The sequence below is a fragment of the Streptomyces wedmorensis genome (assembly GCF_000716445.1).
In the GTDB taxonomy this organism is placed as follows: domain Bacteria; phylum Actinomycetota; class Actinomycetes; order Streptomycetales; family Streptomycetaceae; genus Streptomyces; species Streptomyces wedmorensis.
Window position 1 is genome coordinate 17179 of sequence record NZ_JNWK01000038.1, and the last position, 17727, is coordinate 34905.

Below are 17727 nucleotides of genomic sequence, written 5' to 3' on the forward strand. Positions count from 1 at the left end.
CTCACCCGGCTCCAGCACAAGATCGCGAAGTCGCGCTGGAGTGTCGGGACGGATTACCCGGGGTCCCGCCGCCCTCGACATCGGCCACCATCGTGCGCAGGACCTTGAGCGCGGCCACGTACTCCTCGTCGCTGATTCCCTGGTGGACCACGGCGCGCACCTCGGTCGCCGGCTCACGGAGCTGCACTCTGACGCTCTCCCCGGCATCCGTGAGGTGCAGGCGCTGCCCGTCGTCGATCCGGAGCCATCCGCGCTGGAGCAACCGAGCGACGACCCTGTGATTTCGTGCGGCCCATCGGCGAGGTGTGTCAGCTGCACGACGACTTCCTCACGGTTCGGTGCCGTGGGACCGCCGTTCACACGGTTGAGCACCCAGCACTGCGGCTGCGTGACGTCGATCCTGGCCATGGCGTCACGCAGATGCCGGGCGACGGCCGGGCCGAGTGGCCGGCATGTCACCGGTGGCGGCCGGGTTTGCCGGTGCCTGATCGGTGGTGGCTTCGGTCAGCGCTGACCGCAATACCCTCGGGCCGTCCCCGGCCCGCCGCGACGCGCTCGCCCGCCGCGACGCGCTCGCCCGCCGCGACCATCACCTACAACGTCATCGAGGCCGTCGTCGCGATCACCGCAGGCACGATCGCCTCCTCCACCGCGTTGGTCGGCTTCGGGCTGGACCCCGTGATTGAGGTGTCCTCCGCCGCGGCGGTCACCTGGCAGTTCTCCGCGCGAGCCACGCCGTGCGCGAGGCACGGGAGAAGACCACCCTGCGGATCATCGCCGTCTCCTTCTTCGCCCTCGCCGCCCACGTGAGCATCGACGCCGTCCGAGCCCTGGCCGGCTCCGGCGAAGCCGACCGCTCGATGCCCGGCATCGTCATCGCAGCTTTGTCCCTGGCGATCATGCCCTTCCTCTCCGCCGCCCAGCACCGCGCGGGCCGCGAACTCTGATCCGCCTCCGCGGTCGCCGACTCCAAGCAGACCCTGCCGTGCACCTGCCTCTCCGCCGTCCTCCTCCTCGGCCTCGTACTCAACGCCACCCTCGACTGGTCCTGGGCCGACCCCATCGCCGCCCTCGTCATCGCCGCCATCGCGATCGAGGAAGGCCACAATGCCTGGCAGGGCCAAGGCTGCTGCGCGCCCCCCACGCCTCTGTCCCCGCCGGGGCCGCCGCAGCCAAGGGGGACGCGTGCGGCCGCAAGCCGGGCTGCAGACGCTGTTCGTGAGCCTCGCGCAACCCCGTCCGTGCGCCGAGACCGCCATCATCAGCGGGCTGGGTGCGGGGTTTGTGGCTGATTGGCGCGGCGTTCAGTGGCCGCGGGGGCGTACATGATGACCGCCATTCCGGCAAGGCAGACCAGCGCGCCGATGATGTCCAAGCGATCGGGGCGGTAGCCGTCGGCGACCATGCCCCACGCGATCGACCCGGCGACGAAAATGCCGCCGTACGCGGCGAGGATCCGGCCGAAGTCGTCATCGGACTGGAAGGTTGCCACCACCCCGTACAAACCGAGTGCGATGACGCCTGCGCCGATCCAGACCCATCCCTTGTGCTCGCGGATGCCCTGCCAGACCAGCCAAGCGCCCCCGATCTCGAACAGGGCGGCGACGGCGAACAGGCCGATGGATCGGGCGACGAGCACGGCAGGGAATCTCTGGAGCAGGGGAGCGGCGGGAAGGGGAGGGCGCGGTCATGCGGCGGGGTCGAACAGGTCGCTGATCAGTCCGGCACCGTCGGCCGGCGCGCGGACTTCCAGGTGCAGGCGCGGGCCGTCGAGGAGGAGCCGGAAGTCGAAGAACGGGCAGCACTGCTGCTCGGCCGCCGCCAGTTCCGCCACCCGCACCGTCCGGTCGACGGGCATGGTCAGGCGTAGCCCGTCGACCACCGCAGTCCGCACGGCGCCGTCGACCGCCTCGCGCCATTGGGCGGTCCGCTGGCGCAGGCCTTCGCGGGTCAGGGCGCAGGCCACTGGGGCCGTCCGCCACCCCTCCGCCTCGGCGGCCCGGCGGCTGGACACGAGCATCACGTCCACCGACTGCATGCCGACAGCGGTCGGAGCCGCCGGGTCAAGGCAGCCGCACTCAGGATCACAGGGGCTCGCACGATCGGGAAGCGCGTCCAGATGCTCCAGGGCGGTGTGCAGGGAGGCAGTGAACGCATCCAGCTCGGCGGCGCGAGCCCCGGCCTCGGCCAGGCGGGCGGCAATCCGCGGCCGCAGGTCGGCTTTCACGTCCCGGCAGGCACCGGCCTCCCACACCGCCAGCAACTCGCCGATCTCCTTCAACGGCAGCCCGAGGTGCTTGGCCGCACCGATGAACGCGAGTCGCTCGACCGCGTCCTCGCCATACGCCCGGTAGCCGGCCGGGGTCCGGTCCGCCGGCAGGAGTCCGGCTCCCTCGTAGAAGCGCAGGGTGGTCGCCGGCACGCCGGAGCATTCAGCGAGCTGGGAGATCCTCATCGTGCTCATACCTCGACGGTAGACCTTCGCCCCAGGTCGAAGGTCAAGCCGGAACCCGCGCGCTCGTCGGCGCCAGGGCGGCGACCGCCGTGGCGCCGGTACGAGGGCCCCCGCCGGGCACCTTGCCGGGCATCCGCCACACCGCACACCGTCCCGCGTGCGGCTGGAAGAGCAGGCCAGGTGGCCTTCAGGAACTCCACGACCCGCTTCGCCTTCCTCTTCCTCGGTCGTGTTGCGGTTCGAAGCGGGTGTGTTCCTGCGGTGAGGCGGACGGTCGGGGCGGCTGCTGGTTACCTCGGGTTGTTACCACTCGGGGTGTACGTCGTGGCTGTCGTAGCGGGAGCCTGTCTGGGTGATCCACGGCCTGAAGCGGCCGGGTCCGGAGTCTTCGTGGGCGTAGGCAACCGGCTCCTCGGTCTCGTCGGTGACGATGACGGCTCCGGCCTTCTGCGCGCATCGCAGTGAGTGTGTCCAGTGCCGGCCGTGATGACCGGTGCGGTAGTCAGGGGGCTTGCATTCGGTCATCGCTTCTCACCGCCGTGTGACGTCGCGTGCCTGCCGTACGGAACGAACAGGCACCCGGTTAGTGTCGAACATGCAGAAATACCCCATTTATGCAATTTTGAACATACAGGTGGTCGGCAATCGGGCAGGCCCGGGTCGCGGTCCACCACGTCAGGCCGTGCAAGCCGGGAGGGAGAAACGATGCCGTCATCCGTCTCGGTCCTCCTCTACAGCAGCGACGCCGACACCCGGGCACAGATCCGGCTGGCCGTCGGCCGCAGCCCCGCGCCCGACATCCCGCCGGTCACGTTCGTCGAATGCGCGACCCTTCCCGCGGTCCTGCTGGCACTGGACACGACCCGATTCGACGCCTGCGTGCTGGACGGCGAAGCAGTCCCCGCCGGCGGCATAGGCGTCTGCCGACAGATCAAGAACGAAGTCTTCCAGTGCCCACCGGTCCTCCTCCTGATCGGACGGCCACAGGACGCCTGGCTGGCCACATGGAGCCACGCCGACGCCACGATCACCCTGCCCCCGGACCCGACGGAAACCGCTGCATCCCTCGCCACACTGCTCCGCGCGTGAGGACCCCTCAGGAGGCGCGCCCTCATACCCCGGCGCTCTACCGGCGCACCGTGCCGGGAGCCGTCACACGGCTCAACACGCAGCTCGATTTCCAGAAGCGCTCGGATACCTCCCGAAGCGGCAAACGGCTGCCGTCCGTTTCAGCAACACGTGATCGCCTGACGTGAGGCGACAGCCGCGTGTGCCCTGGCGGGGTGGCTGCAAAACCAGGCAACACGCCACGTACGGTCAGCGCATGCACGACCAACGAGACCAGGATCAGGACCAGGACACCGGCAAGGCAGCGCCCCAACACCGCGCCCCCGCCGCCGACGGCGCCACGGAAGCCGAAGCAGTGGTCTTCGTGTGCGCGACGTGCGAAGTCCCTCTGACGGGCCCCCTCATTCGACTGCCCGCAGTTCCCGAGGCGCCGTACTACGAGTGGTGGAACGCCGAGGAGCCCGGCCCATCCCCGCCGACTGTCCCGTCAGGCCGCTACGCCATCGAGACCGAACCATACGGTGCACCCCTGGTGGCCTCCGAAGTCCCTGCACAGGCGATGCCCCGCTACGGGACGATAAGCAACGAGCACGGGCAATACCTCGTGTCGCAAGGCCCGCGCGGCAACATCGTCATCAACCCCGACGACGCCCACGGCCTGGAGTACCACCACGCGTCCCCCGCTTGCTGCGGAGCAACACCGACCGGCGGAATGAACCAACTGTGCACCTGCGGCACCCTCGTCGCCACGCTCTGCTCCGACTGCTGCTGCCCGTACGAACTACATCTCTCACCCGACCGCGTCCGCGCCGTCGGCCCCTGAGACGAGACTGGACCGCACGCACTGCTCGCCGACATTTCCACGTCTGTCGGGCAGCGGCTGCTTCCGATCACCACCGACATTCGCGTCCAGGTCGCAGGTTCTGGTCCAACTTTTATGGAGCGGTGACGTTCAGCGTTGTTGAGCAACTCTGCGATGGTGATGTGCCACCAGGGGTCCAGCCAAGGTGAGGTCAAAAGCCGCCACGAGTCGATTCTGGTCTCCGAGCTGCCGCAGTGAATACCGAATTTACTGCGGCAGGGCTTCTACCGTGATCATCTCGGCCTGCGGCGGGCTCTCTGGCTGCCACAGGCGAGGTGTACGCATTTACCGCGGCAGTGCCGGAAGGGCGGGCGGGCGTGACGATCGAACCGGTGACCGAACTCGGGAGCGGGGGTGCGCTTCGGTTGCCGCGCGCTCGGGTCGTACCTCTGTCCGCCCCGCCCGCGTCGTACACCGCGGCGGTCGAGCGCTACCTCACCGGCGCAGGCATCGCGAAGTCCTCCGCGCGGATCTACCGGATCTCGCTGACGACGTGGGGCTGGATGCTCGCCGGCGAACCGGCGCCGACCGGACCCGCCCGCCGGGGCGCGAAGCCGCCTGTCTTCCCCGTCACCGCGATCGACGACCCGGCGCTGCCGGAGGTGCTGGCCGAGCTGGCGGCGGCCCGGGCGGACGAGATGGACGCCGACACCGTCAACCGAGAGCTGTCCATCGCGCGCAAGGCGATTGGCTGGTGGCAGCGCCAGGGCTGGGTCAGCGTCGATCCGACGATCGGCATCGAGCGGCGGCCGGCACCGCCCGACCGCACCAAGGCCCTGGCGGAGAACCAGATCGCCGCCCTGTGGCGCCCGGACGTCGCGCTGCGGGAGAAGACGCAGTGGACGATGCTCTACGAGTCCGCCGCCCGCGCGGACGAGGTGCTGTGCCTGAACGTCGAGGACCTGTACCCGCAGGACAAGCGCGGGAAGATCACCGCCAAGGGCGGGGCGACCGAGTGGATTCACTGGCAGTCCGGCACAGCCCAGCTCCTGCCCCGCCTCATCGCCCGCCGCACCCGCGGCCCACTGTTCCTCACCGACCGCAAGGCCCCGGCCGGAACGCCGACGCTCGACGTGTGCCCGGAGACGAGCCGGGCCCGGCTCTCCTACCGCCGGGCCGAGGAGATCTTCGAGGAGAGCACCCGGCTACTGGCCAACCCGTTCGCCTCACCCGAGGACATCGAGGACTTGGACGGCTTCACCCTCCACAGGCTCCGGCACAGTGCCCTGACACACGACGCCGAAGACGGCACCTCGCCCCGATGCTGCTGGCCCGCTCCCGCCACGCCTCCGTCCGCTCCCTGGAGCGGTACGCCCGCCCCAGCGTCGACGCGGTCGCCCGGCACGTCGCCGAACGCTGCCCCGCCGCACGCCGCCGGACCTGACCCTCGCCGTTTGCGGCTGGTGACAGCATTCTTACCGGCACCCCGAGTTCAGTCACCCGCGGCCTCCGTCATACCGGAGCGCGGCATGTCATGAGCGGCGCGGCCGTACCGGCGATCACTCCTCGTCGGCCCGGGGGCAGGCTGGTCAGCTGCCCCGTCGTCTCTGGTACTCATTCATCAGCGAGACTGGCTCCGGTACCACGGTCAGGCCGAGGAAGCGGTGTGCGGAGGCCGCGAACTCCGCTGGAGAGCCGGTGACCAGGAAGCGGTCCGAGCGCGATACGTAGGAAGCAGGCAGGCGAACAGAGCGTGCGGCGGCCTGCTGCCCGAGCGCGTCAGTGACGGCTCGGGCAGCCGCCGGACCGGAGGTCGCCAGTCTGACGCCGGGACCGACTCTGTTCTGGATGAGATCCTGGATCACAGGGTAGGCGGTGCAGCCGAGGACGAGCGTGTCGAGGTCCTTACAGGCGCACAGCGGCGCAAGGCTGGCATCGACTGCGGCCTCCAGTTCCGGGCGGCGTGCCGAGGTATGAATGAGCGGGCCCAGGACCGGGCAGGCGACTGACCGTACGTCCAGTCGCGGATTCCAGCGCGCGAACGCCCTCTCGTAGGCTCGGCGACCTACGGTCGCCTCCGTTGCCATTAGACCGATGACGCCGGACCGTGTGAGGGGGAGGGACGCCCGAGCGGTTGCCTCGATCACGCCGACGACTGGGGTGCCAGCCGGGATGTCAGGGGGGCTTCCCTTGGGTCCCGGTCGTGCGGTTCGGCAGGCGTCCGCAGTGTTGCACCCGATGAGGATCACGTCCACGGTCTGGCCATGGAGGAAGCGCAGGGCGGTCGAGGTGATGTCCGCGATCTCCGCCTCCGGCTTGTCCCCGAAGGGAAGGTTCGCTGTGTCCGCCAGGTAGATCACCTCGCAGCCGGGGACTGCGCGCCGCAGATCTTCGAGCAGGGTGAGTCCCCCGATGCCCGAGTCGAATACGCCGATGCGGGGGGCCGGAGCGGTGCGTGTCCCGTCCGCGCTGCCCCTCGTCATCGCCGGAGAAAGACGATCAGGTCATCGGTCATCGAGGGGCTTTCGTGGCTCTCCACGTGCCACTCGGCGACGGCGAAACCCGAAAGCACTTCCTCGACCCATTCCTCCGCTGTCCAGATCTGCCGGAAGATGGTGTCCCGTACGAAGAGTTCCCGGTTCTTCGGCGTGTCGATGGGGACGTCGAACACGACGTGGGCGGCCACCGCGAGCTGCCGGTGAAGCGACTTGCGGATAGCGTCCCTGGACGAATAGTGCTCCATAAGGCCACCGTGGGTGATGGCGTCCACGTGCCGATCCTCTGCGAAGCCGTCGAGCCTGTCCATGTCCTGGAGCAGGAACTCGACCTCGGCGCCAGGCGCGCAGCGCCGGGCGTTGACCCGTGCCTGTTCGAGCACGGCCGGATCGTTGTCGATGGCCGTCACGCGATATCCCCGGGTGGCCTGGGCAATCGCGTGCCGGCCGGGGCCGCACCCCAGTTCGAGCACGCGGTCTCCTTCGGACAGCAGACCCGACAGCACGGAGAAGAACCGCTTGTTGCGCGCGATCCACTGTTCAATCTGTTCCGGCGACAGGTCCCACACCTGACGCTGGCGGAATACGGAGACCCAGTCTTCGGCTACGGTGCCCTCCATCGGCACTCCCTCCCTATGAGCGGTGCACGTTCGGTCGGCTCGGAACTCAGGGCAAGCGAGGCAGCGTTTCACGCGGTGCGGGATCGAAGTCCACGAGGAGGAGCGCACGGGCACCCGGCTCGGCCGAAGGCGACGACACCGGGGTGACCTCGTGCTCCACGGTCCGGTCATCGATGATGAGACTGTCGAGCCGGTCCTTCATGGTGGTAACGAGGAAGGGCTGCTCGGCTCGGCCCCGGTACACACGTGACACTCCGCCTCGACAGTTCTGACGGTACATCAGGTGCATGGCGACGTAGTCGTGACCGTCGCGATGGCGTCCCTCGGGGGCGGGAAGGCGCGACCGGTCCGGTTCGGCGACCACTCGGATCATGTGCAGCCCCAGTACGTACGCCCTCCGAGATTCAGCGGCTTGAGACACGATGTCGAGATCGGTCTTGAGGAGTCCAACCATTCCGTCGGACATCAGTTCCGACTTGGGAATCGGATCGAAGAACCGCGCTTCCCCCGCGTAGAGGGGAATGACCTTTGCGGACTGCTGGAAGGAGGCATGGGGAAGAGGGGAAAGGGTCCAGTCGGTTCCGTCGGAGACCGCCTCTACGCGTCCGAATCTGCGGTACCTGTAGGGGAGTTCCGGAAGATAGGGATCAGGTGGAAGATCGAGCCACGAATCCCAGCCGGGGATGTCCGAGCTGCCCGAAAAGAGAGAGCTCGGTATAACGACTGCGCCATTCGTTCGAAGATCTCTGCCCAAGCAGGCTTCGAGAGTGGCTGGCCGACCGGAGGGCATCGTGTCGACAGGGACCACAACAGAGTTCGGTAACGCCTCCAAGATACTCCTCACCACTCGAATCGCTTTTGGCGTGTGCCCATGCGACTATGAAAGTTCCCAGACGTCCCGTCAAGGGCGCTGGCGCTCGCCCCGAAACACTCTGACTTCAGCGCACATGAGACGACGCATGCGCAAGATGCGCTTCCCGGCCAACCTGCTCGTGGCTGTTCGTGGGCATCCTCGCCAAACTGCACGGCCAGGGCGAGGCCGATCAGGTCGCCCGCGTCTGGGCCCATGACGAAAAGGTCCGCCACCTCTATATGACGGCCGTCACCTCCCGCGTCTGCGCCGTGGACTGGACGACCGCCGGACGGATCGCCTTCCGGGCCACCGCGTACGGCCACCACACGGACTTCCTCGCCACCCGCTTCGCCAGGGAGGCCCTCAACCCTCGGGACTCTGGCGCACGCTGGTGCTCCTCGGTCATGCTGCGGGAGCTGAGCCCCGTGATCGGACGGAGTCCCGCATGATCGTCTTTGAAGTCCCCGCCGGTGAGCTCGTCGACGAGCTGAACCGCCAGGCCGCCGAGGCCGGCATCACCGACGCGGCGATCGTCTCCCTGATCGGGGCCGCCGACTCCTTCACCGTCTCGACCATGCCCGAAGGCGACGCGCTCAAGGACACCATCACCAAGTACGACCTGCCCGGCGAGATGACCCGGCACCGGCGAAATCCGCAACGGCTTCGCCCACATCCACGTCGTCATGGGCGTCGAAGGCGACCGCGCCATCGGCGGACACCTCCACGAAGCGCACATCGGCACCCACTTCGCCCGCACCTGCGTCATCGCCGTCACCTGACCCCGCGTTAGGGCGTACGCACTGGGCCCCGGCGCCGCCCTCCTCCGTGGGGCGCCGCCGGGGCCGCCCGCTGCCCAAGGCCCGTGCGTTCCGGGTGCCGTACCGGCCCCCGCCCGGACCCGGTCCGCGGGTTCCGGGCGGACCGCCGAGCCTGTGACCTGCGTGTGTCGGGCGGCCAGGTGGTTCACGCGGCCGGAGCCCGCTCGTCTTCCAGCGTGGTGAAGTCGATGTCGAGGCGGGTGTCGTAGTGCTCCGGGGTGATGCCGATCTCGTGGGTGGAGTACGCGCCGAAGCGGTTGATGTGCTCGGTCAGGTACGGCGAGATCTGGGCGAGGTCCAGCGGGTCGATCTCCCAACGGCACGAAGTGCGTGAACAGCCCGATGTACAGGTCCGAGATGTGGTGATAGGCGATGCCGCCCACGGCCCCGTACCGCACGGAGGTCTCGGCGAGGAGGTTGTCCAGGTAGGTGTCCATGTGGGTGTCGTCGGCCGCGGCGGTGGTGGCGTTGCCCCACGCGCGGGACATGTCCAGCTTGGCGTGCGCGTTCACCACGTCCGTCAGGGCCTCGTTCAACTTGGCGGTGGTGGTGTGCCGGCGGGCGGCCACCGACAGCTCGTGCGCGCTGACCGCGGCGATGTGCCGGGCGGCCTCGGCGAACGTCATGTTCGTGCCCTTGACGAACGTGGTGATCACGTAGCGGCCGAAGGGGTCCTTCAGTTTCGGGTCGTTGCCGGAGGCCGGCCCGAACCGGTGCCACCACTCGATCCAGTAGGCGGTGCGGGCCACGATGCCCAGCAGTGACCGCTCCGGCATCCGCTCCTTGATCGCCTGCTCCAGCCGCTCCGCGCTCTTGCGGGGCGCCTTCGCCCGCCGCGGCTTGAGCTTGGGCACCCCGGTGTCCGGATCGATGAACAGCTCGTCGTTGTCCGGGTACCCCCCGTCCGCCTTCGCCGCCGCCTCCGTCAACCGCCCGCGCAGCAGGGACACCAGTTGGCGGCCGTCGAACGGCGACGTGTCACCCGCTCCCGCAGGCCGACCTCCACCAGGTACTCCGGCAGCTTCGCCTCCACCTGCTCCCAGGGCAGCAGCTGCTCGGACCAGTCGGCGTACTCCTTCGACCCGATCACCGCCACGTCCCCGGTACGCAGCTCATCAGCGAGGTACTGAACTTGAATGCGTGATGTCGGTTGCTGGGGTCAGGTGGTCACCGCTTGTGGTTGGGGCTCCGCTTGTAAGCTCCTGGTGCCGTCTCGGTGACTTGGCGGGGCCAGGTCAGTCGGACCTGTTCCAGGCGCCCGCGGTGCTCGGCGATCCAGCCTTCCTGGGGTCGGGTTCCCAGGGCTGCCGTAAGGCGGTCCGGGTCGCTTACCTGGATCGACAGCCAGCCGTCTTCGTGCACGTGGATGCCGAGCATCAGGCCGCGGTCTCCGCCGATGCTGATCGTCTGGCCTGGTCCCAGGTTGGACAGCTCCTGCTCCCAGGAGTCCAGGTCACGCTGGAAAAGGTAAAGGTCGAGCCGGGCGTCGACGAAACTCGCGGAGACGAGCACGTCCGCGTGCAGAACATCGTGGTCGGTCAGCACGCCCGGCTGGGACCGTCCCGTGACGCGCACGATGCAGCGGTTCCCGTCCGGATCGGCGAGGTGGATCAGGTCCATCGGAGCGGGTTCCGTCATGAAGTTGCTCGCTTTCGTGCGCTGGTGTGGGCTGCATCGTCTCCTACCGGCGGACGAGCGACACAGTCAGGCCAGGCCTGGAGAGTCAGGTGCCCAGGGCCAAGCCGATGCCGGCAAGACAGCCGTCGATCACGTCCGGCCGGTACTGGAGCTGCTTGAGCCGACGCTTGACCGCGCGGGTTATTTGGCTGAGGCTGGCGGCGGCGAGGTTGCCGATGTCGCGCTTGACCAGGGACCACACGCCCTCGGTTGGGTTGAGGTCGGGCGCGTAGGTGGGTAGCTGAACGACCGTGAGCCATTCGGCGTTCGCGTCGATGAACTCGCGCAGCGGCTTCGTCAGGTGTAGTCGGACGTTGTCCCAGACCAGCACGATCGGCCCGCCCAGCTGGATGCGGGCCCGGACGATCAGATCACGGAAGTCACGCCAGCCGAAGCCCTTCGGCTGGTCTTTGCGCCCGGTGTACTCCCGGACCGCATAGAACAGCCGGGTTCGCTCACCAGGCTTGTAGCAGGTCATGCCCGCCATCGACACTCGCCCGGAACCGCGGCCGCGCAGCCGCACGACCCGCGTGCAGCCCCGGCGGCCCCAGGTTCTGGCACGCGGCGGAGTCATCGGCTGCCCGGCCTCGTCTTCAAAGACGATCCAGGCCCCGCGCTCCGCCGCGATCCTTTTACCCGTGGCCAGGTCTCCTTCTTCCAGACTTCGACCGAGGTGTCGTCACGCTCGATGGCTCTCCGGGCAGGCTGTTGCCACGACCAGCCATGCCGCTTGAGCAGCAGCCATGTGCCCTCGACCGTGTACGAGACGTGGAACAGGCGACCAATCAGCGTCTTGATCCGAGCCAGGGTCCACCGTTGGTCCGGCCAGCCGTGGACGAGCGGTCCTCGCTCTAACTCCCTTTCCAGTCTGGCGATCTGTGTCTTACTGAGCCTCGGTCGGCCCGGGGATCCCTTCGACAGGACGCCGGCCTGGCCACGCTCGCGCCACTGGCGACGCCATCGCTCCACCGACCGCTCGCTAACCCGCAGCGTGGCAGCGATCTCCCGGTTCTTCTGCCCGCCCTCGAAGCGTTCCACGGCCTGCAACCGAACCCGCTCGCGCGTGGCCCTCTCGGCGTCGGTCAGCCCGCCGCCCTGCGCGTATCTCACAGACCTGGACTACCGGAACGGTCCTACAACCATCAGGCGAACGGCTCCGACATCACCCAATCAAGTTCAGTAGTAGAAGACCACGGCCTGCAAAACACGGGCGCCGAACCTGCGGCCCGTGTGCCGGCCATGACGACCCGTATGCATGCCCGCGCTGCGGCAACCCGCGTTCCTATTTGGTCCGCGGACTGTGCGACCGCTGCACCCTCCATGACGAATTGGACGCCGTCTTCGGCGCTGATGAGGATCTCTGAAATCGGCCAGGGACGCTCTTCCCTCCACTTCGTTGCGTCTTGACGCGCGTGGGGAATGCGGGGAGTGAAGAGTGCGTGTGAGGCCCAGCGACCGAAGATCGCCGGGCCCTGTTGATCGGTGACGGTCAGGCGAAGTCCTTGCCTCCGGTGCTCACGGAGTCCACCGCCGGGAGGTGATGCTCGCAACCGACGACAGCCACCAGGCGACAGACGCACTCGTGGACCTGCCGAAGATCCCCTCCGACCTGACCACTGGCCATGGACCGGGCGTCCTGACGTTGGCCCTTCGCCCCCTTTTAGGTCTTGCTCCCCGCCCGCCGGCGCCGGCCTGGCGGCCGTCCGGACCGGCGGACGGGGCGACGTCACGCAGGGACGCTGAGCGGCGGGTGCTCGAGCACGCGGGGCTTGTACTCGACCAGCTGGATGCGGCCGTCGAAGGTGCGGTGCTCGATCATCTCGAGGGCGACGTCCGGATAGCCGTCGTAGATGCGTTCTTCGCCCGTGGCCCCGGTGATCACTGGGAACATCACGACCCGGAAGCGGTCGACGAGTCCGGCTCGTAGCAGGGACCGGCACAGGCTGAGGCTGCCGATCGTGCTGAGGAGCCTCGAGCCACTCGATTTCATGGCGCGGACCGCCTCGACGGCGTCGTCGCGGACGAGCGTGGAGTTGGCCCACGTCAGTGGCTCCTCGAGTGAGGAGGAGAACACCACCTTGGACGCTTGCGTGAGCTCGTCGACGGAGGCCTCTTCTTCGGGCCTGAACTCGTCTTGGCCATTCGGGACCTTGCCTGCGGCGAAGCCCGACATCAGGCGGTAGGTGTTCGCTCCCATCAGGTAGGTGGCCTCGGGCTGATCGCCGAGCCATGCGAGGTACTCCGGGCCCTCGAGGCCCCAGAACCCGGGCCATCCCTGTCCCGATGCACAGCCGTCGAGGGAGGTGATGAAGTCGACGAGAAGCTCCGACATGGCGGTGTCCTTTCCTGGGGTGTCACGAGCTTGGACCGCCCGGGAGCCGCAAACCCATCGGCCACGCTGTGGAGTAACGAGAAAACCCATGAGGCTGCAGCCGATCAGGTCTGCGGAGCGGCACTGCTTCGGAGGGCCGAAGACCTACATGACTGCGCTATGCACGCAGTGGGGTGATGATCTCCACGCGATTGGGAACGGCGGTTTGAGTTCTGTCAAAGCCCCAGTTCAGCCCCACCCGCGAGCGGCCCACCACGCTCTACTGGGTGATCGGTGAGGCGTCGCTGCCCGACGTCGACAGCGGATACTTCATCCACTCACCTGCGACGACGGCGGAGCACTTCCGCGAGTACGGCCCGCTCCGATCGACGGCGAACCGATCGCGCTGGTCTTCGCCAACGGCGGCGGCCACCTGTTCGCGATCGGAGACAGCGGACAATTCTGGAAGTCCACCACGGCCTCCTGGTTTGACGACTTCGAGGTCACCGCGTCCAGCTTGCAGGAGTTCCTCGAACAGCTCGGCCGCCGGATCGCGAACCAGACCTGATCATCGGCCGAGGTCAAAGGGGCTCCTACCCCAGGAAGTCAACCCACAGCTGGGGATTCGCGAGCAGGTGTGGGGACATCCCTGAGCAAGGGGTGGCCAATTTCAAGGAGCATCATCAGCGCCCTACCCGGCCCGCTGGCCGGCCAGTACACGCGGATGCGGACGGCTTTGGCCGAGTGCGATCAGCCGAGGACCGCGCTGAACTGGATCCGCAACTCGCTCTCCGCCCGTTTCCTGGCCGATCTCCTCGCTACCGGCCGACCGTTGGACCACGATCACTTGGACGCCGTGGCCCAAGGCGGCGGTCGCGGGGGAGCCCAGCGCGTCGACTACCTGCGCGGCGTACTCGTCGCCTACCTGGCACTACCCGAACGTGACGAGCTCGCCGCCCGCATCGAGCACCACCTCAACCGCGTTGCGAAACGCAGCCCCGACCACGCCCTGCTCCTCCGGCCCTACGTGCGCTGGTCGCTGCTGCCCCGCGCCCGCAGGGCCGCACCACGCCCGGCCGGGTCCAAGCACCGCATCCGCTGGGCCTACACCCGGATCAACCAGGCCGCGGCGTCCCTCACCTCCATGAAGAATCAGGGACTCACGCCGGCCGGCCGATGCCACCCAGCACGAGGTCGACGCCTGGCTCGCAGGCAGCCCGAGCACCCGTTATGAGGTCCGCGACTTCCTCCGTCACCCGCCCGCCGCGGCCACAGCCACCCCCTTCTCGTCCCGCACCGACCCAAGGCCGATCCCGTCGGAACCGACGACGACTCCCACTGGGAACTCCTTCAGCAGTGCCTGACCGACACCGACCTGCCCCTGGACGTCCGCGCCGCCGGATCCATCCTCCTGCTGTTCGGCCAGCACCTCGCACGGGTCGCTGCCCTGCCCACCACTGCGCTGAGCACGCCGAATGGCCACACGGTGCTCGTCCTGGACCGCACCCCGATCCGTCTGCCCGAACCCCTCGCCCGCCTCCTGGCCGAACTCGCGCACCAGCTCCCGCCCTCTGGCTGGGCCGCGAACTCACCCCGTCGGTGGCTCTTTCCTGGCACCCGGCCCAGCCGGCACGTCTCCGGTACCGTTCTCGCCCGGCGCCTGGCCGTCCACCACATCCCCATCCGGCCAGCCCGCACCACAGCGCTGGTCCAGCTCGCCCAGGACCTGCCGTCTGCGGTCCTCGCCCCCATGCTCGGCCTGCACGTCATGACCGCCCAGCAGTGGCGCCGCCGCGCCGCCAACGACTGGAGTGCCTACCTCGAAGCCCGCCGGTCCGGAGAGCATCCGACCGATTAGCGACGGTGCAGGTCGACCCCGGGTAACTGGCATGCCGCTGTCCAGGTGACGGGCCGCCACCCAGCGGGCACGAACCGGGCGGGGCCTCAGAACGGGGGATCGTCGTGCCAGGGGCCGTCCGGCAGCTCGGCAGCGCGGAAGGACGGTGGGTACGCCGTTGGAGGATGTCCACAGCCTCTTCGGTGCGGCCGAGATCGATGAGGTGGCTGGCCAGGTCATGCCTGTACGTGGAGGCATGTTGCTCGAGGACGACGACAGCCTCCTCGGTGCGTCCGGCGCCGGCGAGCAGCTCGGCGATGTGCTGCGCCGCGTACGAGGTGGCGCCCTCGGGGTGGGAGCGGGCCTGTGCGGTCGCTTCGTCGACGCCGTCGCAAGCGGCGATCAGCGGCAGCCGCATCCAGTAGAGGTCCCAGCCCTCTTCGCCACCGCGGAGTCAAGCTGTGCGTCGAGGGGACTGCCGGGCGGTTGAGGCGCGCGCGTTTCCAAGGCTGGACGTGCCCGACTGGTTCGGCGCCCCGCGTCGGCACACGTGGGAAGGTCGTTGCGTTCCGGGACGCCCGGTCGACTGGCTCACCGGTCAGCGCGTGTGCTGGGCCTGGCCGGAGGGCAGCGTGGGGTCACCACCGGGTGATGAGCGGCGCGTCCGGTTCGTGCTGCCGCCAGGCTTCGGTGAGACGGGCAAGGCGGTGGGGGGCGGCGATGCCGTGCATGGTTGCGATCTTGCCGTTGATGATGTCGAACATCGTGGAGCCGACGACCTGGTCGCCAAGCACGAAGAGGATGGCGGGGGTGCCGTTGACGAGCGCGTAGTGGATGGCCGGCGTGCCACCGGCCAGTCGCCGCTTCGCGTCCGTGGGTTTGAAGCCGGCCCGTACGACGGCGGCGATGCGCTGCGGAGTGTCGTACCGCAGCAGCGTCGTGGCCAGGCCGCCGGCGCCGTCGGAGACCGCGGTCGCGTCGTCGGTGAGCAGCGCCACCAGCCGTTCGGTGCGGCCTGAGGTGGCGGCGGCGAGGAATTCCTCGATGATCCTGCGGGCGGATGCGGGGTCGACTTCGGGGCCGCCGCTGCGGGCGGCGGTGATGCGGCGCCGGGCCCGGTGGAGGTGCTGCTGGCTCGCGGACTCGGTGATGTCAAGGATCTCGGCGATCTCGGCGTGGGTGTAGGAGAACGCTTCGCGCAGGACGTAGACGGCCCGTTCGACGGGGGACAGGCGCTCCATGAGCGTCAGCAGGGCCAGGGAGACCGATTCGCGCTGCTCGAAGGTGTCGGCCGGGCCGAGCATCGGGTCGCCGTCCAGGAGCGGTTCGGGCAGCCAGGCGCCGGCGGTGCGTTCGCGGCGGGCCTGTGCCGAGCGGAGCCGGTCGAGGCACAGGTTGGTGACGACCTTGGTCAGCCATGCTTCCGGCACGTTGATCCGCTGTCGGTCGGCGCCCTGCCAGTGCAGGAACGCGTCCTGCACGGCGTCTTCGGCGTCGGTGGCGGAGCCCAGGAGCCGGTACGCCAGCGAGGCCAACCGGTTGCGGCTGGCCTCGAACCGACTGGTGTCGAAGCGGTCAATGGCGGTGCTGTCCATGCGGCCACCCTAAGACGCCGATTCCTATGCTGCGGGGAGGTCCCAAGCCGGTAGGTGCTGGGGTCAGATCGTCGCGTGCATGGCCGGCTGTGCGGCCGTGTCCTGGATGGTGGTGGCAGGACGGCGGCGAAGGTTGCCGGCCAGGCACAGCACCATGCCGAGCGTGAGCCACGTCGCCAGGACGGTGGCAGCGTGGGTGGCGCCGTGGCCGCCGAAGAAGGCCGTGGAGCGCAGCAGCTGGCCACCGGCCCCGGGTGGGAGCAGTTGGCCGAGGCTACCGGACCAGCCGGGCAGCATCTCGGGTGCGGTCGCGGTGCCCGACAGGGGGTTGCCGATGAGCATCATGATGGCGGCGCCGAGGCCGAAGCCGACGTACCCGAGCAGGGACTCGAGACCGAGGATGGTCAGGGAGGTGGCCGCGATGGTCAGGGCTATGGCACCGCAGTTGGCCCAGTAAGAGCCGTCGAGTGAGCCGAGCCAGAACTGCAGAATCGCTGCCACGGCAAGTCCGCCAGTGATGGCGAAGGCGAGCGCTCCGGTGACGCGGCGGACGCCGCCTTGGACGAGCCTGGTCAGGAGCAGGGCGGCGAGCAGGCCGCCCATGACCAACGGCAGGGCTCCGGCGGCCAGTCCGGCGCCGCGCGGGTCGTCGGCCGACAACGGGACGAGGTCACGGGCGGCGGCCGCGGTGGCTGTTCCCTGTTCCTGGCCGAGGCCGGCAGCGATGCTGCTCAGGGTCTGGGCTACGGCGGTGCTTCCCGCGGATGCGGTGATGACCTCTGGGGTGCCGGAGCTCAGGTCGATCGCCCCGTACACCTCGCGGGCGCGGATCAGCTGTTCGGCGGCGGCGGTGTCGGCGACCTCGGTGACCTCGAAGCCGTCGGGAAGCCGTTGGTCGAGCACAAGCGTGATCTGCTTGACGGCGGTAGCGGGCCCGGCGACGGCGATCGGCACATCATGCACCGATGAGCGTACCGACGGCCATGCGAAGGCGGTGAGCAGCAGGCTGATGCTCACCGTGAGCAAGGCGACTGCCCTGGCCACGGTCGGCCAGGGTGAGGGCGACGCGTTGGCTGCGGGCGCGGCCTGAGTGGACATGCCTTCTCCTTCAGAGGAGGGGGTCATCGCCAGGTGAGCGGGGTCGGGGACTCGAGGCGGGCGGCCCACGCGGGCGAACGTGGAAGAAGGCGCGGATG

Annotated in this window: 20 protein-coding genes and 2 pseudogenes; 7 read left to right on the top strand and 15 right to left on the bottom strand. The window is 68.8% G+C overall.

The window, feature by feature from the left end; translation table 11 throughout:
• Position 1 precedes the first annotated feature (1 nt).
• Positions 2 to 454, bottom strand: a pseudogene (locus OO54_RS41715) (MarR family winged helix-turn-helix transcriptional regulator).
• A 40-nt stretch (positions 455 to 494) separates the two neighbouring features.
• Between OO54_RS41715 and OO54_RS41720 the strand changes: the two are divergent.
• A pseudogene (locus tag OO54_RS41720) lies at positions 495 to 1222 on the top strand (cation efflux transmembrane domain-containing protein).
• Positions 1223 to 1261: 39 nt separating this feature from the next.
• On the opposite strand, the gene OO54_RS26880 reads toward OO54_RS41720, so the two are convergent.
• The 3 genes from OO54_RS26880 to OO54_RS26890 all read right to left on the bottom strand — a co-directional run bounded on the left by OO54_RS26880 (position 1262) and on the right by OO54_RS26890 (position 2980).
• Positions 1262 to 1639 (bottom strand): YnfA family protein, encoded by a 378-nt coding sequence (locus OO54_RS26880; RefSeq protein WP_051787207.1) that lies wholly within the window; start codon positions 1637 to 1639, stop codon positions 1262 to 1264.
• A gap of 48 nt (positions 1640 to 1687) precedes the next feature.
• Positions 1688 to 2464 (bottom strand): MerR family transcriptional regulator, encoded by a 777-nt coding sequence (locus OO54_RS26885; RefSeq protein ID WP_033207343.1) that lies wholly within the window; start codon positions 2462 to 2464, stop codon positions 1688 to 1690.
• 294 nt (positions 2465 to 2758) lie between these two features.
• Positions 2759 to 2980 (bottom strand): hypothetical protein, encoded by a 222-nt coding sequence (locus OO54_RS26890; protein WP_033207345.1) that lies wholly within the window; start codon positions 2978 to 2980, stop codon positions 2759 to 2761.
• A gap of 180 nt (positions 2981 to 3160) precedes the next feature.
• Between OO54_RS26890 and OO54_RS26895 the strand changes: the two genes are divergently transcribed.
• From OO54_RS26895 to OO54_RS47545, 3 genes are all read left to right on the top strand, one after another.
• Entirely contained in the window at positions 3161 to 3544 is a 384-nt protein-coding gene (locus OO54_RS26895) for a hypothetical protein (RefSeq protein ID WP_033207347.1), read from the top strand.
• A 235-nt stretch (positions 3545 to 3779) separates the two neighbouring features.
• The gene (locus OO54_RS26900) at positions 3780 to 4346 is read left to right on the top strand and encodes a hypothetical protein (RefSeq protein ID WP_051787208.1); all 567 of its coding nucleotides are present in this window, start codon (positions 3780 to 3782) and stop codon (positions 4344 to 4346) included.
• Between the two features lie 356 nt (positions 4347 to 4702).
• Positions 4703 to 5863, top strand: coding sequence for a tyrosine-type recombinase/integrase (locus tag OO54_RS47545; protein ID WP_234439443.1), 1161 nt, complete (start codon positions 4703 to 4705; stop codon positions 5861 to 5863).
• A 51-nt stretch (positions 5864 to 5914) separates the two neighbouring features.
• Here the strand turns inward: OO54_RS47545 and murI are convergent, their stop codons facing one another.
• From murI to OO54_RS26955, 8 genes are all read right to left on the bottom strand, one after another.
• Positions 5915 to 6808, bottom strand: coding sequence for a glutamate racemase (gene murI, locus OO54_RS26910; RefSeq protein WP_051787209.1), 894 nt, complete (start codon positions 6806 to 6808; stop codon positions 5915 to 5917).
• A complete protein-coding gene (locus tag OO54_RS42545; RefSeq protein WP_051787210.1) occupies positions 6805 to 7440 on the bottom strand; it encodes a class I SAM-dependent methyltransferase in 636 nt (211 codons plus the stop codon). The genes murI and OO54_RS42545 overlap by 4 nt, the downstream gene beginning before the upstream one ends.
• A gap of 46 nt (positions 7441 to 7486) precedes the next feature.
• Positions 7487 to 8194 carry a 2OG-Fe dioxygenase family protein gene (locus tag OO54_RS43890; RefSeq protein ID WP_157856517.1) on the bottom strand — a complete coding sequence of 236 codons (708 nt, stop codon included), beginning with the start codon at positions 8192 to 8194 and terminating at the stop codon, positions 7487 to 7489.
• A gap of 334 nt (positions 8195 to 8528) precedes the next feature.
• Entirely contained in the window at positions 8529 to 10061 is a 1533-nt protein-coding gene (locus OO54_RS45950) for a Tn3 family transposase (protein ID WP_157856518.1), read from the bottom strand.
• A complete protein-coding gene (locus OO54_RS45955; RefSeq protein WP_157856519.1) occupies positions 10037 to 10201 on the bottom strand; it encodes a hypothetical protein in 165 nt (54 codons plus the stop codon). The genes OO54_RS45950 and OO54_RS45955 overlap by 25 nt, the downstream gene beginning before the upstream one ends.
• Positions 10202 to 10278: 77 nt before the next feature.
• Positions 10279 to 10749, bottom strand: a complete 471-nt coding sequence (locus tag OO54_RS26940; RefSeq protein WP_033207350.1) for a DUF5959 family protein — start codon at positions 10747 to 10749, stop codon at positions 10279 to 10281.
• Positions 10750 to 10834: 85 nt separating this feature from the next.
• Positions 10835 to 11898 (bottom strand): IS630 family transposase gene (locus tag OO54_RS48840; protein WP_425348022.1). Its coding sequence is split into 2 segments (ribosomal slippage): positions 10835 to 11446 and positions 11449 to 11898, totalling 1062 coding nucleotides; the frame shifts between segments, so codons are not numbered across the junction.
• A gap of 616 nt (positions 11899 to 12514) precedes the next feature.
• Positions 12515 to 13120, bottom strand: a complete 606-nt coding sequence (locus tag OO54_RS26955) for a dihydrofolate reductase family protein (protein WP_033207355.1) — start codon at positions 13118 to 13120, stop codon at positions 12515 to 12517.
• A gap of 715 nt (positions 13121 to 13835) precedes the next feature.
• Between OO54_RS26955 and OO54_RS26965 the strand changes: the two genes are divergently transcribed.
• Positions 13836 to 14333, top strand: coding sequence for a hypothetical protein (locus tag OO54_RS26965; protein WP_157856520.1), 498 nt, complete (start codon positions 13836 to 13838; stop codon positions 14331 to 14333).
• An 18-nt stretch (positions 14334 to 14351) separates the two neighbouring features.
• Here the strand turns inward: OO54_RS26965 and OO54_RS26970 are convergent, their stop codons facing one another.
• The gene (locus OO54_RS26970) at positions 14352 to 14582 is read right to left on the bottom strand and encodes a hypothetical protein (protein WP_033207361.1); all 231 of its coding nucleotides are present in this window, start codon (positions 14580 to 14582) and stop codon (positions 14352 to 14354) included.
• Between the two features lie 3 nt (positions 14583 to 14585).
• Here OO54_RS26970 and OO54_RS45960 point away from each other — a divergent pair, with 3 nt between their 5' ends.
• Together OO54_RS45960 and OO54_RS45965 are read left to right on the top strand one after the other, a co-directional pair.
• Positions 14586 to 14957, top strand: coding sequence for a hypothetical protein (locus tag OO54_RS45960; RefSeq protein ID WP_033207363.1), 372 nt, complete (start codon positions 14586 to 14588; stop codon positions 14955 to 14957).
• A 235-nt stretch (positions 14958 to 15192) separates the two neighbouring features.
• Positions 15193 to 15426 (top strand): hypothetical protein, encoded by a 234-nt coding sequence (locus tag OO54_RS45965; RefSeq protein ID WP_157856521.1) that lies wholly within the window; start codon positions 15193 to 15195, stop codon positions 15424 to 15426.
• 148 nt (positions 15427 to 15574) lie between these two features.
• Here the strand turns inward: OO54_RS45965 and OO54_RS26985 are convergent, their stop codons facing one another.
• Both OO54_RS26985 and OO54_RS26990 read right to left on the bottom strand, forming a co-directional pair.
• Entirely contained in the window at positions 15575 to 16531 is a 957-nt protein-coding gene (locus OO54_RS26985; protein ID WP_033207367.1) for a sigma-70 family RNA polymerase sigma factor, read from the bottom strand.
• Between the two features lie 63 nt (positions 16532 to 16594).
• The gene (locus OO54_RS26990; RefSeq protein ID WP_051787214.1) at positions 16595 to 17629 is read right to left on the bottom strand and encodes a hypothetical protein; all 1035 of its coding nucleotides are present in this window, start codon (positions 17627 to 17629) and stop codon (positions 16595 to 16597) included.
• Between the last annotated feature and the right edge of the window lie 98 nt (positions 17630 to 17727).

Excerpts from the sequence above, each read along its gene's own strand:
- OO54_RS45965 (WP_157856521.1), top strand. The coding sequence starts at position 15,193 with ATGTTGCTCGAGGACGACGACAGCCTCCTCGGTGCGTCCGGCGCCGGC.
- OO54_RS26940 (WP_033207350.1), bottom strand. The coding sequence starts at position 10,749 with ATGACGGAACCCGCTCCGATGGACCTGATCCACCTCGCCGATCCGGAC.
- OO54_RS26990 (WP_051787214.1), bottom strand. The coding sequence starts at position 17,629 with ATGTCCACTCAGGCCGCGCCCGCAGCCAACGCGTCGCCCTCACCCTGG.
- OO54_RS26985 (WP_033207367.1), bottom strand. The coding sequence starts at position 16,531 with ATGGACAGCACCGCCATTGACCGCTTCGACACCAGTCGGTTCGAGGCC.
- murI (WP_051787209.1), bottom strand. The coding sequence starts at position 6,808 with ATGACGAGGGGCAGCGCGGACGGGACACGCACCGCTCCGGCCCCCCGC.
- OO54_RS26955 (WP_033207355.1), bottom strand. The coding sequence starts at position 13,120 with ATGTCGGAGCTTCTCGTCGACTTCATCACCTCCCTCGACGGCTGTGCA.
- OO54_RS42545 (WP_051787210.1), bottom strand. The coding sequence starts at position 7,440 with ATGGAGGGCACCGTAGCCGAAGACTGGGTCTCCGTATTCCGCCAGCGT.
- OO54_RS26900 (WP_051787208.1), top strand. The coding sequence starts at position 3,780 with ATGCACGACCAACGAGACCAGGATCAGGACCAGGACACCGGCAAGGCA.
- OO54_RS26890 (WP_033207345.1), bottom strand. The coding sequence starts at position 2,980 with ATGACCGAATGCAAGCCCCCTGACTACCGCACCGGTCATCACGGCCGG.
- OO54_RS26895 (WP_033207347.1), top strand. The coding sequence starts at position 3,161 with ATGCCGTCATCCGTCTCGGTCCTCCTCTACAGCAGCGACGCCGACACC.
- OO54_RS26885 (WP_033207343.1), bottom strand. The coding sequence starts at position 2,464 with ATGAGCACGATGAGGATCTCCCAGCTCGCTGAATGCTCCGGCGTGCCG.